General features: G+C 48.1%; 13 protein-coding genes. 10 read left to right on the plus strand and 3 right to left on the minus strand.

Annotated features, from left to right (window positions below):
* Positions 1–162: 162 nt before the first annotated feature.
* The gene (locus KNQ15_RS09475) at positions 163–780 is read right to left on the minus strand and encodes a YitT family protein (protein WP_214729026.1); all 618 of its coding nucleotides are present in this window, start codon (positions 778–780) and stop codon (positions 163–165) included.
* 410 nt (positions 781–1190) lie between these two features.
* On the opposite strand from KNQ15_RS09475, the gene KNQ15_RS09480 reads away from it, so the two are divergent.
* A complete protein-coding gene (locus tag KNQ15_RS09480; RefSeq protein WP_214729028.1) occupies positions 1191–2540 on the plus strand; it encodes an FAD-dependent oxidoreductase in 1350 nt (449 codons plus the stop codon).
* Between the two features lie 63 nt (positions 2541–2603).
* Here KNQ15_RS09480 and KNQ15_RS09485 read toward each other — a convergent pair whose 3' ends face one another.
* The gene (locus KNQ15_RS09485; protein ID WP_214729030.1) at positions 2604–3065 is read right to left on the minus strand and encodes a VOC family protein; all 462 of its coding nucleotides are present in this window, start codon (positions 3063–3065) and stop codon (positions 2604–2606) included.
* A 131-nt stretch (positions 3066–3196) separates the two neighbouring features.
* On the opposite strand from KNQ15_RS09485, the gene KNQ15_RS09490 reads away from it, so the two are divergent.
* From KNQ15_RS09490 to KNQ15_RS09530, 9 genes are all read left to right on the plus strand, one after another.
* Positions 3197–4081: an SDR family oxidoreductase gene (locus KNQ15_RS09490; RefSeq protein WP_058704422.1), complete on the plus strand. Its 885-nt coding sequence runs from the start codon at positions 3197–3199 to the stop codon at positions 4079–4081.
* Between the two features lie 122 nt (positions 4082–4203).
* Positions 4204–4755, plus strand: a complete 552-nt coding sequence (locus KNQ15_RS09495; RefSeq protein ID WP_058704421.1) for a maltose acetyltransferase domain-containing protein — start codon at positions 4204–4206, stop codon at positions 4753–4755.
* Positions 4756–4914: 159 nt separating this feature from the next.
* The gene (gene tnpB / locus KNQ15_RS09500) at positions 4915–6087 is read left to right on the plus strand and encodes an IS200/IS605 family element RNA-guided endonuclease TnpB (RefSeq protein ID WP_214729032.1); all 1173 of its coding nucleotides are present in this window, start codon (positions 4915–4917) and stop codon (positions 6085–6087) included.
* A 114-nt stretch (positions 6088–6201) separates the two neighbouring features.
* Positions 6202–7086, plus strand: coding sequence for a hypothetical protein (locus KNQ15_RS09505; protein ID WP_251137654.1), 885 nt, complete (start codon positions 6202–6204; stop codon positions 7084–7086).
* Positions 7087–7105: 19 nt separating this feature from the next.
* On the plus strand, positions 7106–7789 hold the full coding sequence (locus KNQ15_RS09510) for a response regulator transcription factor (protein ID WP_029342874.1): 684 nt from the start codon (positions 7106–7108) through the stop codon (positions 7787–7789).
* Positions 7786–9057, plus strand: a complete 1272-nt coding sequence (locus KNQ15_RS09515; protein WP_214729034.1) for a HAMP domain-containing sensor histidine kinase — start codon at positions 7786–7788, stop codon at positions 9055–9057. Before KNQ15_RS09510 ends, KNQ15_RS09515 begins: the two co-directional genes overlap by 4 nt.
* A 67-nt stretch (positions 9058–9124) precedes the next feature.
* Positions 9125–10198 (plus strand): site-2 protease family protein, encoded by a 1074-nt coding sequence (locus KNQ15_RS09520; RefSeq protein ID WP_214729036.1) that lies wholly within the window; start codon positions 9125–9127, stop codon positions 10196–10198.
* Positions 10199–10348: 150 nt separating this feature from the next.
* A complete protein-coding gene (locus tag KNQ15_RS09525; protein WP_214729038.1) occupies positions 10349–11737 on the plus strand; it encodes an MATE family efflux transporter in 1389 nt (462 codons plus the stop codon).
* A gap of 108 nt (positions 11738–11845) precedes the next feature.
* Positions 11846–12412 carry a 3'-5' exonuclease gene (locus tag KNQ15_RS09530; protein WP_214729040.1) on the plus strand — a complete coding sequence of 189 codons (567 nt, stop codon included), beginning with the start codon at positions 11846–11848 and terminating at the stop codon, positions 12410–12412.
* A 52-nt stretch (positions 12413–12464) separates the two neighbouring features.
* Here KNQ15_RS09530 and KNQ15_RS09535 read toward each other — a convergent pair whose 3' ends face one another.
* A complete protein-coding gene (locus KNQ15_RS09535; protein WP_214729042.1) occupies positions 12465–13580 on the minus strand; it encodes an NADH-dependent flavin oxidoreductase in 1116 nt (371 codons plus the stop codon).
* Between the last annotated feature and the right edge of the window lie 50 nt (positions 13581–13630).

Here is a 13630-nt window from a genome sequence, read left to right on the forward strand (position 1 = left end):
TTTTGTGTGGTAACTCTATTCTACACGAGGTCGTTATGGGTTTTTTTGTGTTTTCAGCTAGGTGTTGCACTTAATATTACAATTCGTCTAATCAATAAACCTGAAAAATCGGACTCGACGATGTCGAATCCGATACATGATTTTTTTAGACATTCATTCGTTTCACTGCGTGACTTTTTGTACGACTGGTGCCGGTACGATGACAGGCTCCCGTGTCATGACAGCAACGACACGTCCAGCGATCGCTACAGCTAGTAACGTATATAACGTTAAGCTGAGCGGCAGATAGACGAGTGAGATGACTAACACGATGGCGTCGAGTCCGAACAAGATTGTTCCGATCGATAGACCTGTCAGTTTGCTGAGTCCCATCGATAGCAGGTCGTCCCCACCTGTTGCCGCTCCACTTTTCAAAACAAGTCCGAGACCATATCCGGTCACGATTCCGCTAGCAATCGCTGCGCTGAGCGTCGCTGGCCAAGCCTGTTCTGGAAAGTGGAACAAATCAAGTCGGTGCCACATTTCATAAAAGACTGATAACGCACCTGCTGAAAGTAACGCTTCACTGACAAAGCGTTTTCCTTTGAAATACAAAGCACCAATGAAAAATGGAATATCGAGCACGATCATCGAAATTGAAGGATTGATATCAAAAAAGTATCGACCTAGCAACGATAATCCGATGAAGCCGCCTTCTGCTAATCCGAACTGTTCATTCAATGTGTAGTAACCAAACGCCATGATGAGCGTTCCGGTTAAGATGGTTGCGATTCGTTTCATGTTTTATTGTCCTCTCCCGTTTACATCGTGGGAGAGGTTTTATACGTCCCGTTTGGGTATTCATCTATTTTCGCTCTCCCTGATTTTTATAAGCCATTACCGTCTGTTCGTTATGACCGGTACTGCTAAAAATCAGGTAAGCTGAATAGATGATTGGTCCTCTCGGTATCCATCGGTTTCCACCCTTTCATTAAAAATCTACTTTCATTATAACCCGAATTTCAGTAACTAAAACAGTATTACGCATTCTTCACATAATCCAAACAGTTTTGCTCACTCATTCACAATTTAGACAAGATTATGCTCAACATTGAACAAACTACTTGAAAACGATCTTGTGAAGGATTACACTAAGTATATCAAATGAATGTGATATTTATCACAAACAAAACACAAAGGAGACTTTACCCATGAAAGTAGCAGTCATCGGATGTACACACGCAGGAACAGCAGCAGTCAAAGAACTCGCTTCACAACAAGACGTCGAGATCACCGTTTATGAGCGGAATGACAATGTATCGTTTCTCTCTTGTGGAATCGCGCTTCACGTCGGTGGTGTCGTCAAACATGCGGAATCACTTTTCTACTCATCACCAAGTGAACTCGCTGAACTCGGCGCTGAGATGCGTCTGAAACATGATGTGCTTGAAATCGATAGTGAACGCCAAACGATCGTTGCGAAAAACCTCATGACTGGTGAAGTCGTTCACGATACGTACGATAAACTCATCATGACGACAGGATCATGGCCAATCATTCCGATGCTTCCTGGCATCGAGTTGAATCAAATCGAGCTTTGTAAAAACTATCACCACGCTCAAACAATCATTGAAAAAGCGACAGATGCACAACGGATCACCGTCGTTGGTGCAGGATATATTGGTGCTGAACTCGTTGAAGCGTTTGAAGCATACGGAAAAGACGTCACGTTCATCGACAGTGCGGATCGCATTCTCAACAAATACCTCGACCGCTCATTCACTGACGTCATCGAACGTGAATTGACAGACCGCGGTATTCGCCTCGAACTCGGACAAACCGTCCAAAGCTTCAAAGGAGAAAACGGTGCTGTGACACACGTCGTGACAGACAAAGGAACGTTCGAAACGGATCTCGTCATTCTCTGTGTCGGTTTCCGCCCAAGTACGGAACTCTTAAAAGGTCAAGTCGACATGCTACCGAACGGTGCCATCATCGTTGACGATTACATGCGGACGAGCAACCCGAACATCTTTGCTGCTGGTGACAGCTGTGCTGTCTATTACAATCCAGCTCGGACACATGCCTATATCCCGCTTGCAACAAATGCTGTCCGGATGGGAACATTGATCGGTAAAAACTTACGCGCACCAAAGATTCGTTACCAAGGAACACAAGGCACATCAGGTCTTCGCCTATATGATCTGAACATTGCGTCGACTGGTTTGACAGAAGAAGCGGCACCCTTGTTCGGACTTGAAGTGAGCAGCACGACGGTCACAGATGCGTATCGCCCAGAGTTCATGCCAACAGCAGAAGACGTCCAATTGAAACTCGTCTTCGAGACGGAAACTCATCGTGTCGTCGGTGCACAAATTATCTCGAAAGTGGATTTGACACAAGCGATGAACACACTTTCTGTCGCGATTCAAAATGATATGACACTTGAAGAGCTCGCTTTCGTCGACTTCTTCTTCCAACCGCACTACAACAAACCTTGGAACTTGCTGAACCAAGCAGCTCTACAAGCGATGAACGAGCGCCAATCTGCTCGTGTTTAAACGAATCACAGATAAATAAAACAAGCAACGGATCATCCGCTGCTTGTTTTCGTTTATTCTCATTCATTTTTCGTATACTTCTTGCCAGTCATGATACGGCATCGTGCCATTCACTGTTTCCATGTCAAAGCGTAACGGTGCGATCAACTCGAGCGAATTACCATCTGGATCCTCAAAATAGATCGCTGCATGCGCATGCGGATGATTATCGAGAACGAGCGGTTGATCAACTGCCGCTACACCAAACGCAGATCGAACGGCAATGCCCCTCTCCTTTAACCAGTCCTGTGCTTTATCGATATTTTCTTGCTCCATTCGAAACGCTACATGTCGAATCGATGGATGATACGGTAACTCGACTTGACCGGCTTTCCATAGTCCTAACCAACTCTTACCGTGGTCGATCCAAAAGAAAGCGACGTGTTCATTTCGGAACGCACATGCAAGACCCAATTTTTCGTAAAAGACAATCGATCGTTCGAGTTCTTTGACCGGTAAATGAGCTTCATACAGTCCAGCAATCATCTTCTTCACACTCCTCTTTTTCTAGTGTAAACCATCAATTTCCAAATTTACTACCATCAGAAACGTTTAATCCGACCTGTTGAGGGAACATACAACCTATACCAAAACCAACTTTTAGGAGGAATGTTTACATGGCTGCATCGAAAAATCCGTTAACACAATACTTCAATGACGATTTTCCAAAACAATATCAGGACGCACCAGCGGTTCAAGCAAAAATGGAACCTGTTCCCGATTGTGGCGAAGAGAGTTACAAAGGCTCCGGCAAATTGATCGGTAAAAAAGCACTGATTACGGGTGGCGACTCCGGCATCGGCCGAGCAGCAGCCATCGCCTATGCTCGTGAAGGGGCTGATATCGTCCTCAACTACTTACCGGAAGAACAACAGGATGCGGAAGAGGTCAAAGCACTCGTTGAAGCAGCGGGACAAAAAGCATATCTCTTACCTGGTGATTTAAGTGATGAAGCGTTCTGTGAACAACTCGTCAAAGAAGCACACGAATCGCTCGGTGGACTCGATATTTTGGCACTTGTCGCAGGTAAACAACAAGCTGTCGAAGACATTCTCGACCTGTCGACGGAGCAATTACGAAAAACATACGAAATCAATGTCTTCTCCCTCTTCTGGGTTGTCAAAGCAGCCTTGCCACTCTTGAAGGAAGGGGCTTCGATCATCACGACGACATCCGTTCAAGGATACAACCCAAGCGCGAACCTCTTGGATTATGCATCGACGAAGTTTGCCATCAACGGGTTCACGCGTGGACTCGCTAAACAAGTCGCGCCAAAAGGAATCCGTGTCAACTCCGTCGCACCTGGTCCGATTTGGACACCGCTTCAAATCTCGGGTGGTCAGCCAAGCGAGAACATTCCAGAGTTCGGACAGGAAACACCACTGAAACGAAGTGGTCAACCGGTCGAACTGTCGGATGTGTATGTCTTCCTCGCTTCAGACGCTGCGAGTTATGTCACGGCGCAAATCTATGGTGTCACAGGCGGAATCGAATTGGCATAAGGATTGAATCTCGACAGGGTAGCTTCGGCTATCCTGTTTTTGCGTGTCTTAACGGGATATCAGTTGCATCACGAGGTACCATTTAGTCTAATGAGAGTAATAACGATGAAGGAGTGATTCAGATGACTGAAAAAGAAAAAATGATTCAAGGGGAACTCTACTTAGCACAAGATCCGGAACTCGTGGCTGACCGCATCCGGGCACAATCACTCTGCTATGAGTTCAATCAATTGAGTGTCCATGATAGGGCTAAACGGAAGGCACTTCTCCAGCAATTATTCCGGACAGAGCAAGCCGACTTTTACATTGAACCGACGTTTAAATGTGATTATGGCTACAACATTACGTTAGGGGCTCGCTTTTATGCCAATTATGACTGTGTCTTGCTCGATATTTGCCCGATTACGATTGGTGACAACTGCATGTTTGCTCCAGGAGTACATATCTATACTGCGACCCATCCACTCGATCCTGTCGAGCGCAACAGCGGTTATGAATTCGGAAAACCGGTCGTCATCGGGAATAACGTCTGGATCGGTGGACGCGCGGTCATCAATCCCGGTGTGACGATCGGAGATAATGCTGTCATCGCCTCAGGAAGTGTCGTCGTCAAGGATGTACCGGCAAACAGCGTCGTCGGTGGAAATCCGGCCCGAGTCATCAAGACGATCTAATTCTCATCAAATTCTAATCTGTTCCTCAGCTTCCTTTCACGTGGTCTGGTTATTCTATCTAATATTAGGCGAGAGTACTTCCACTTCTAAACGAAGTGAACGTGGGAGGTGAATCGCCCCTTCCCTTTCGGGTATAAACCTTTCTAGGAGGTGAAAATCATGCGGAAGCATAAGGCCTACAAATTCAGGATCTACCCGACAAAAGAGCAGGAAATCCTGATTACGAAGACCATTGGTTGTTCGCGCTTCGTCTTTAATCATTTCTTAGCGAAGTGGGATGAGACGTATAAAGCGACAGGCAAAGGACTGTCTTATGGTTCTTGTTCAAAAGAAATCCCGATGCTGAAACAAGAGTTTGACTGGCTGAAAGAAGTCGATAGCCATTCGCTTCAATCGAGTGTAAAACACCTGATCGATGCGTATGACCGCTTCTTCAAGAAGCAGAACGAACGGCCTCGATTCAAATCAAAGCGTAATCCCGTCCAATCCTACAAAACCAATATCGAGAAGAAGAACCAACTTCCCGAAGTCTCAATCGTCGGTAGCAAGCTCAAACTGCCTAGGCTGAAGTGGGTGCGTTTTGCCAACTCCAGGCAGATAGTAGGACGAATCTTGAACGCCACAATTCGACGTAACGCTTCGGGGAAATACTTTGTCTCCCTGCTCGTCGAGCAGGAGATTAACGAACTGCCAAAGACGGGTGTGTCCGTCGGTGTCGACGTCGGGTTGAAGAACTTTGCCATCCTTTCGGACGGCACGGTGTATAAAAACGACCGTTACTTCCGAACACTTGAGAAAAAGCTGGCACGCGAACAACGCAAGCTCTCTCGACGTCAGCGCATGGTCGTGGATAAGAAAGTCAAGCTGTTCGAGGCGAGGAACTATCAGAAGCAGAAGCGGAAGGTCGCCCGCATCCACGAAAAGATTGCCAACAAACGCACCGACTTCCTGCATAAGGTATCGACCGAGATCGTCAAAAACCACGACGTCATCGGAATCGAGACCTTGCAGGTGAAAAACATGCAGAAGAACCGCAGGTTGAGTAAATCCATCTCCGAGGTCAGTTGGTCAGCGTTCTTCCGCATGCTGGAGTACAAGGCAGGATGGTACGGGAAGACCGTCGTAAAGGTCGGCAAGACCTTCGCGTCGAGCCAACTGTGCTCGAGTTGCGGTCATCAACACCAAGATGTGAAACATCTTGGATTGCGCGAATGGATATGCCCGAGTTGCAGTATCCACCACGACCGTGATGTGAACGCGGGACTGAATCTCAAACAAGAAGCAGAACGCCTATTAGCTTCATCAACCGTTGGGACGACGGGGTTAGCCTGATCACGTTTCGACCGATTGGTCGGATCACTCAGGAATCCACCACCTCTAAGCAAAGCGTAGGTGGTGGTAGTTCAAGTATAAGAACAACAGCCACTACTAAAGGAGGATATGATCATGACTGAAAAACGAACAGATAAAGGGAATAAACGCTTCAAAAAAGGAATCGCTACACTTGCCGTAACGGGTACAGTATTAACAGGAGCCGGTGCGTTCCTACTCTTCACAGGTCCGGGACACTCTCTCGTCAATTCGACGGTCACCACTTCACAGCAGGCAGAGCAAAAAGTCGAAGCTGCTTCGCGCCAAGTCGAACAAAAGCTTCCTGCTTCCATGCGTGACGATCAGGAAATCGAAGGCACATTGCAGAAACTATCGGATCGTTCGATGACGATCGACGTCAACGGTGAATCTCGGACGTTTGACTTTGCATCGTCAGTCGAACGCGAAGCCGTGCAAGAAGGCGATTGGGTTAAAATCGATTTGAATGCGAATCAGCAAATCACGGAACTCGAGCGAGAAGATCAAGATGATCGGAATGACCGAGAGGACGATGGCAATCGCTCAGATGATTCATCGGATGATGCGAATGAACGGTACGGCATCCTTCGTGCCCTATCACAAAGTGAATTGACACTCGAACAAGATGGACAAGAGACAGTCTACGCGATTGCGGATCGTGCGGAACGCGACGCTGCGAAATCTGGGGATATCGTGAAAATCGAATTGAATGCAGACGGTCAAGTTCGTGAGCTTGATCGGGAAGATGACAACGAAGATCGTAATGCTACACGCGACGAAGACCGTGACGATGCACGGGAACAAGAAGTCCGCGGCACGCTCGCTAAAATAACGAATCAAGAGATCGTCATCGAACAGAATGGTGCGCAAAAATCGTACTCTCGTGCATCGAACATGGAGCAAGATGATGACGTCCGAGTCGGTGGTTCCGTTAAACTTGAGTTAAACGCGTCAGACGAAGTGACAGAAATCGATGAATGATCATTAAAGGAGGATGTTTATGCCAACCACCATCTTAATCGTTGAGGACGATGCGAAAATTGCACGCCTCCTTGAACTCGAACTCCAATATGCCGGGTACGCGACACGTGTCGCCCCCAACGGAAAAGATGGTCTCGCTGCCGCTGAGCATTCGGTTGATCTCGTCTTACTCGACGTGATGATGCCGGAGCTGAGCGGCTTCGAGGTGTTGCGCAGGCTCCGTGGGAAAGGCATTCACGTCCCCGTCATTATGCTCACAGCACGTGGGGAAGTCTACGATAAGGTCGCAGGACTCGATCTTGGTGCGAATGATTATGTGACGAAACCGTTTGAGATGGAGGAACTCCTTGCCCGGATCCGGGCGTTACTACGTACTCCGACTTCAACTAATAACGCATCGCGCACGTTACAGTTCGCCGATCTTATACTCGACCTTGATCGACACGAAGCATTTCGCGATGAATTACGACTCGATTTGACACCACGTGAGTTCGAACTTTTGACGTATTTACTGGAAAACAAGGAACATGTCCTGACACGCGAACAAATCCTAAATCGCGTCTGGGGGTACGATTACTTCGGTGAGACGAATATCGTCGACGTCTACATCCGTTATCTTCGGAAAAAAGTCGATGCCCACCCTCCTGCTTTGATCCAGACCGTTCGTGGAGTGGGGTATGTGCTACGGGAGGCGACGCCATGAAGCTTCGAACGAAACTTGCTTTATCCGTCACTGCCTTTACGACACTCTTATTGTTACTTTCGTTCATCGTCGTGACCTTCGTCGTCCGCAATCATTTGATTGAATCGCGTTATACCCAACTGGAACAGGCAGAGGAATTGATGGAGGATGATTCATCGGTCCGAGCATTGCTGACGCTTCATGAAGATTCCGTCGTCTTATCGAACGAAGATGGACGATGGGTCATTTCAAACGACGAAGATGACGACGACTCGTCTATCGTTAACGGAGACGTACGAGCAAGTGACCTACCCGGTATTCCGCGTTCGAATGATCCATTCAAGTCTGGCGATTGGTTCGGTATCGTCCATCAGGATCAAGCTTATTTGTTCGAAGATGAGAGCGTCGATGATACGGTCTCGACACTCGTCTTGACCTTCACCATCGTGTTGGTCGTTGGCATCGTCATCGCGTTCATCAGTAGCTTCTGGATTGCGTATCAGACGCTCCGCCCGCTCAGGCAACTGAATGATACGATGCAACGGATTTCGTCTTCCGGTACGCTTGAGACCGTGCAGACCGAACGCGATGATGAGATCGGTCGCCTCGGTCGCGTCTTCAACCAGATGATTGGTCGTGTCGATCAGACGATGGAACAACAACGGCAGTTCGTCGCCGATGTCTCGCATGAGATGAAGACACCATTGACGGTCATCGAGGGCTATACCCAATTGTTGAAACGATGGGGCAAAACGAAGCCGGACGTCCTCGATGAATCGATTGAACACATCTTGCAGGAGACGCACGCGATGCGGACGACATTGATTGAACCTATGCTTGAATTGTCGCGTCTCGGTTATGAGGAAACATCTGTCGAAGCGATCGACTTAGCGGAACTTGGGAGCGAACTCGCCGATCGGATGTATCATGCGACAGGGACGATCATCCCTGTTGATGCCTCTGGGACGATCCGGGCGAATCGCGAAGCGGTGCTACGGATCTTGACGATTTATATCGATAACGCCCTGAAATATGCTACTTCTCCCGAATTGCATCTGCGCAAGGAGCGACTAGCTGTTCTTGACCGTGGGACATCTCTAACGGACGAAGAACGTGCCCGGTTATTCGATCGGTTTTACCGACTTGATGCAGCACGCGACCGTTCAGGAAGTGGACTCGGATTGTCGATTGCTGCTGCGCTTGCAACGACACATTATTTTCAGGTCGGTAGTGAAGCGCGTCAGCCAGATGGTAGTTGTTTCTATCTAATTCCCGAGCAGTCTAAATGAAACTTTTTCTACATTTGTGTCGTACACTTAAGGAAGAACGTCACATGATGAAAGAAGGAATTTCACGATGGCTAAAAAACGTTGGGGTGGGCTTGCTGTTGCCGGCGCCTTTCTCTTAACAAAAGGAAAGGTCATCCTTGCCTTATTGAAATTTTCGAAGTTTGGAGGCACTCTGATTTCGTTTGGAGTTTCGCTTCTCTTTTACGCTCAAGTATTTGGCGTCTGGTTCGGGGTCGGATTGCTTTATCTCCTATTCATTCATGAGATGGGACATCTACTCGCCGCTAAACGACTCGGTTTTAAAACGGGTCCTGCGATTTTTGTACCCTTCATGGGAGCTGTCATCGGGATCAAAGATACGTTCCGGACACCAAAACAAGAAGCGATTCTTGCGTACGGTGGACCACTCGCGGGTCTCTTGTCCCTGATTCCGCTTGCGATTGGATATGCCGTGACCGGAAATGACTTCTGGCTCGTCATCTTCCACCTCGGGGCTCTGTTGAATCTCTTCAACCTACTTCCTGTCAGTCCGCTTGACGGTGGACGGATTCTTGCGGGACTTCCGATCATCGTTTGGGTTGCGGGACTTGCTTCCTTAATTGCTTACGGTATCACGAACTTCAGCTTGATTCTGCTCTTGATCGCTTTCTTCGGCGGCAGTGCTGTCTGGAAACGGTATAAGTTCGCAAAACAATACGAAGAGAACCGGTCGACCTTGATGCTTTACCGTGCTGCACGCGAACGCGTCTTGCGCGCAAAAGCGGAGCAAGAACGTGCAAACGCTGAAGTCGCTCTTGCACCGGAAGTGGAGGAAGAACAAACGGTCGAAAGTACTTACGATCCGATTGCTTGGTCGCTTCGTCTCGATTTACAGGATTTGCGACAAGCGAGTCCGGAAGAGGCACGTCAGGAAGCCGACGATTTGTTACGGTATCAATATGATGCTGCGAACGACTACGATGCGTTGTTGCGTCGAATCGATCAGCGGATCGAACCGCTCCGACTCGCTGAAGAGTCAGTCCAGTATCACCAGATGCCGAAAAAACAACAAACGATCACGCTTCTCGCTTACTTGGCGCTCGGTGCCATTTTATTCATTGCTTTTGAGTACTCGAAAGGGTACTTGCCTACACCATCTTAAATTTAGTTCTATCGGATGCGCTTCATGGCGCATCCTTTTTTCATGGAACAAACACATTGACTAGAGTGATTTCTTGCATCTCGTCAAAGAAGCGACTACTCTGAGTAAAACCCTACTTACCACTTGTCTAAAAAAGGAGGCTCTCCTTCCATGAATAAAAACACTGCCCGCCTGGGTGAAGCACCTGTCAATCAGCTCTTACTTAGTCTCTCCTTACCGGCAATGGTCGGGATGCTCGTCACGGCACTCTACAATATCGTCGATACGATTTTTGTCGCCCAAGGCATCGGTACGGCTGCCGTCGCCGCCGTCGGAATCGCTTTCCCCGTCCAGCTCGTATTGATGGCAATCGCCAACTCGATCGGGATCGGGGGTGCTGCAATTGCATCACAACGGCTCGGTCAAAAACAAACGGATGGTGCTAGTCGTGCTTATGCAAACGTCTTGATCGCGGTTTTCTTCATCAGTATGCTCGCTATCATCAGTGCTTTCATCTTCGTCGAACCGTTACTTCGTCTCTTTGGAGCGACAGATGAGATCATGCCGTATAGTATCGATTTCTTACGCGTCCTCTTGATCGGATCACCTTTCTTCATGTTGACGATGGCGTCAAGTGCGATGCTCCGCGCAGAAGGACGTGCGAACTATCAGATGCGCGTCATGCTGACGACGGTTGCGATCAACATCGTCTTGACCCCCATGTTCATCTTTGGTCTTGATTGGGGCATTCAAGGTGCTGCACTCGGAACAGTTGTTGCGCAAATCGTCGGTGCTGCACTTGTTTTCCGATTCTTCTTTACCAAACGTCGGCAAACGGGGTTAACACTCGATCGAAATGCTTTCAAACCCGATTTCCGTTTAACGTTTCGGATGATGCAAATCGGATCATCGTCGTTCATCATGCAGGTCTCCCAATCGATTCTGTTCATCACCGTCAACCATATGCTCGTCCGGTACGGGGGTACGACAGAACTAGCGACGTTTGCGGTCATCAATAAGTTCATGGCGCTCGTCGGTATGCCGATCATGGGGATCGTGCAAGGGATGCAACCAATCGTCGGGTATAATTTCGGTTCTCGGCAATTTAGCCGGATGTCTCTTGCCATCAAGTTGGCAATCCGTTATGGCTTATCGTTATCGATTAGCTTGTGGTTACTGATTCAATTGTTCCCTCGTTTTTGGGTCGGCTTGTTCACGGAAGAAGCGACACTTCTACAGGAAGGCTCGAGTGCGATGCGTATCTTATTCGCTCTATCGTTCGTCTACGGAATTCAAATGATTATCAACGGGATGTATCAATCGCTCGCTAAAGCAAAAGTCGCTTTATTCTTGTCCTTGTCACGCCAAACGTTATATACGATTCCACTCGTTCTGATCTTGCCCCTGTTCTTCGGTGTCAAGGGTGTCTGGTTCGCTTTCCCGATCGCTGATGCGATGGCTGTCTTGACAGCCCTTGTCTTCGCTTATAAAGATCGCGTTCTGTTATTTAAACCGGAGGAATACGTCGCAGAGGAACAAAAAGTCGCCACCGCGAAGTGACTGGAATGGATTTAAGATCGTCTGCCTTGCAGATGGTCTTTTTTGATGGACTTCTATAATACGAACATGTATTCTGTTACTAGTGAATGACAGAAAGGAGCCTGTTGCATGTATACATTAGCGATTGACTTTGAAACGGCAAATCGGAATAGCGGAAGCATTTGTGCGTTTGGTTGGTCCGTTCTCTCCAACGGTCGCGTCACGGAGAGTAAACAGGTCTTAATCAATCCAGAAGAGAACTTCGATGCCGGAAACATCCGGGTTCATGGAATTCGTCCGAGTGATGTCTTCGATGCACCGACGTTACCTGAAGCGATGGAAGCACATGGCTTATACGATTTAATCGCAGGTGCTCAACTGGTCGTTGCCCATAATGCATCATTTGATATGGGGGCGCTTCAGAAAGCGATTCAAAAATACGATATGTACCAGATGCCAGCTTTCACGTACGGCTGCACGGTCAAATTATCCCGCAAACTGTATCCATGGTTGCCGAACCATCGATTGAATACGATGGCAGAATTCCTCAACGTCTCTTTTCAACATCATGACGCGAAAGAAGATGCCTACGTCTGCGCCCTACTCTTAAACGATATGTTGGAACGAACGAATCTACAGGATCCGGTCACCTTGCATACATTCTGTGGCGTTCGGATGGGACAGGTTGCCTATTAAACAAAAAAGCACTCTAGACATGAGATCTAGAGTGCTTTTTGATGGTGTTCAATTATTTGCTTGTTTGTTTGATTGGGAACCAGCCTGGACGACTTGTGATGCCTGCCCATAATGCATCTGGAACGACGAGTTCTGCTTGTGCCTCTGGATCAAGTTCTGTTCGGATTGACGCAAGGTCACCTGCTTCAACTTTCTCAACCCATTTCGGTTCCATGATCAGTTCACGACCGAGGGCGATCATTGGAACGACAGCCAAACCTTGTTCGACTTCGTCCGCTGTGTGAAGCGATCCGACACCGATGACAGGTACTTGTTCGCCAACCCGTTCTTGAACGAGTGTGATTGGTGATGTCATTTCATTTTCGTCACGAATCGAACCTGCGAAGAAGTCCATCACGGAAACGTGCAAGTAATCGAGATCTTTTTTCGCCAGCTCATCGACGAGACGCATCGTGTCATCGAGTGTGATTCCTGGATTTTCGATCTCTTCTGGAGAGAAACGATATCCGACGATGAAGGAAGGATCCTGTTTCGCGACGGCTTCGACTGCATCTACGACTGCTAATGGGAAGGCGAGACGTTTTTCTAAGCTACCGCCCCATTTATCATCGCGGCGGTTTGAGTGTGGTGAGAAGAATTGTTGGATCAAGTACGTGTTCGCACCGTGAATCTCAACACCATCAAATCCAGCTTCCATCGCACGACGTGTCGCTTGACCGAATGCTTCAATGATTGCTTCAACTTCTTCCGCCTCTAGCGCACGAGGTGTCATTGCCCCTTCACGTACAGGTGCGACAGCACTTGCACTAACTGTTTGTCCACCGACGAGTTCTGGTGGTGCCATACGACCAGCGTGGAAGATTTGTAAGATCGCTTTTGCGCCTTTATCTTGAATCGTTTTTGCGAGTCGCTTCAGACTTGGAACGAGATCGTCACGATGCGCACCGAATTCATTCGGGAATCCTTGACCGTCTGCTGTGACATTCGCACACGCTGTAATGACCGCACTGACGCCACCTGAACGTTCTGCGTAGTACGCGAGTTCCGCATCCGATACTTCGCCGTTCTCTTGTGCTGCATAGTTTGTCATTGGTGCCATCAAGACGCGGTTTTTCAGCGTCACACCGTTTGGTAATGTAAATGGTTCAAACATTGCTTGAGTTGCCATGAGTGAAGTGCCTCCTCTAATTTCTTGAACTGAATATCGACAGTATACGC

It is taken from the genome of Exiguobacterium sp. s168, assembly GCF_018619035.1.
In the GTDB taxonomy this organism is placed as follows: domain Bacteria; phylum Bacillota; class Bacilli; order Exiguobacteriales; family Exiguobacteriaceae; genus Exiguobacterium_A; species Exiguobacterium_A acetylicum.

Bases quoted from the DNA above. Each gene is read 5' to 3' on its own strand.
- KNQ15_RS09475 (WP_214729026.1), bottom strand. From the start codon at position 780: ATGAAACGAATCGCAACCATCTTAACCGGAACGCTCATCATGGCGTTT.
- KNQ15_RS09480 (WP_214729028.1), top strand. From the start codon at position 1,191: ATGAAAGTAGCAGTCATCGGATGTACACACGCAGGAACAGCAGCAGTC.
- KNQ15_RS09485 (WP_214729030.1), bottom strand. From the start codon at position 3,065: ATGATTGCTGGACTGTATGAAGCTCATTTACCGGTCAAAGAACTCGAA.
- KNQ15_RS09490 (WP_058704422.1), top strand. From the start codon at position 3,197: ATGGCTGCATCGAAAAATCCGTTAACACAATACTTCAATGACGATTTT.
- KNQ15_RS09495 (WP_058704421.1), top strand. From the start codon at position 4,204: ATGACTGAAAAAGAAAAAATGATTCAAGGGGAACTCTACTTAGCACAA.
- tnpB (WP_214729032.1), top strand. From the start codon at position 4,915: ATGCGGAAGCATAAGGCCTACAAATTCAGGATCTACCCGACAAAAGAG.
- KNQ15_RS09505 (WP_251137654.1), top strand. From the start codon at position 6,202: ATGACTGAAAAACGAACAGATAAAGGGAATAAACGCTTCAAAAAAGGA.
- KNQ15_RS09510 (WP_029342874.1), top strand. From the start codon at position 7,106: ATGCCAACCACCATCTTAATCGTTGAGGACGATGCGAAAATTGCACGC.
- KNQ15_RS09515 (WP_214729034.1), top strand. From the start codon at position 7,786: ATGAAGCTTCGAACGAAACTTGCTTTATCCGTCACTGCCTTTACGACA.
- KNQ15_RS09520 (WP_214729036.1), top strand. From the start codon at position 9,125: ATGGCTAAAAAACGTTGGGGTGGGCTTGCTGTTGCCGGCGCCTTTCTC.
- KNQ15_RS09525 (WP_214729038.1), top strand. From the start codon at position 10,349: ATGAATAAAAACACTGCCCGCCTGGGTGAAGCACCTGTCAATCAGCTC.
- KNQ15_RS09530 (WP_214729040.1), top strand. From the start codon at position 11,846: ATGTATACATTAGCGATTGACTTTGAAACGGCAAATCGGAATAGCGGA.
- KNQ15_RS09535 (WP_214729042.1), bottom strand. From the start codon at position 13,580: ATGGCAACTCAAGCAATGTTTGAACCATTTACATTACCAAACGGTGTG.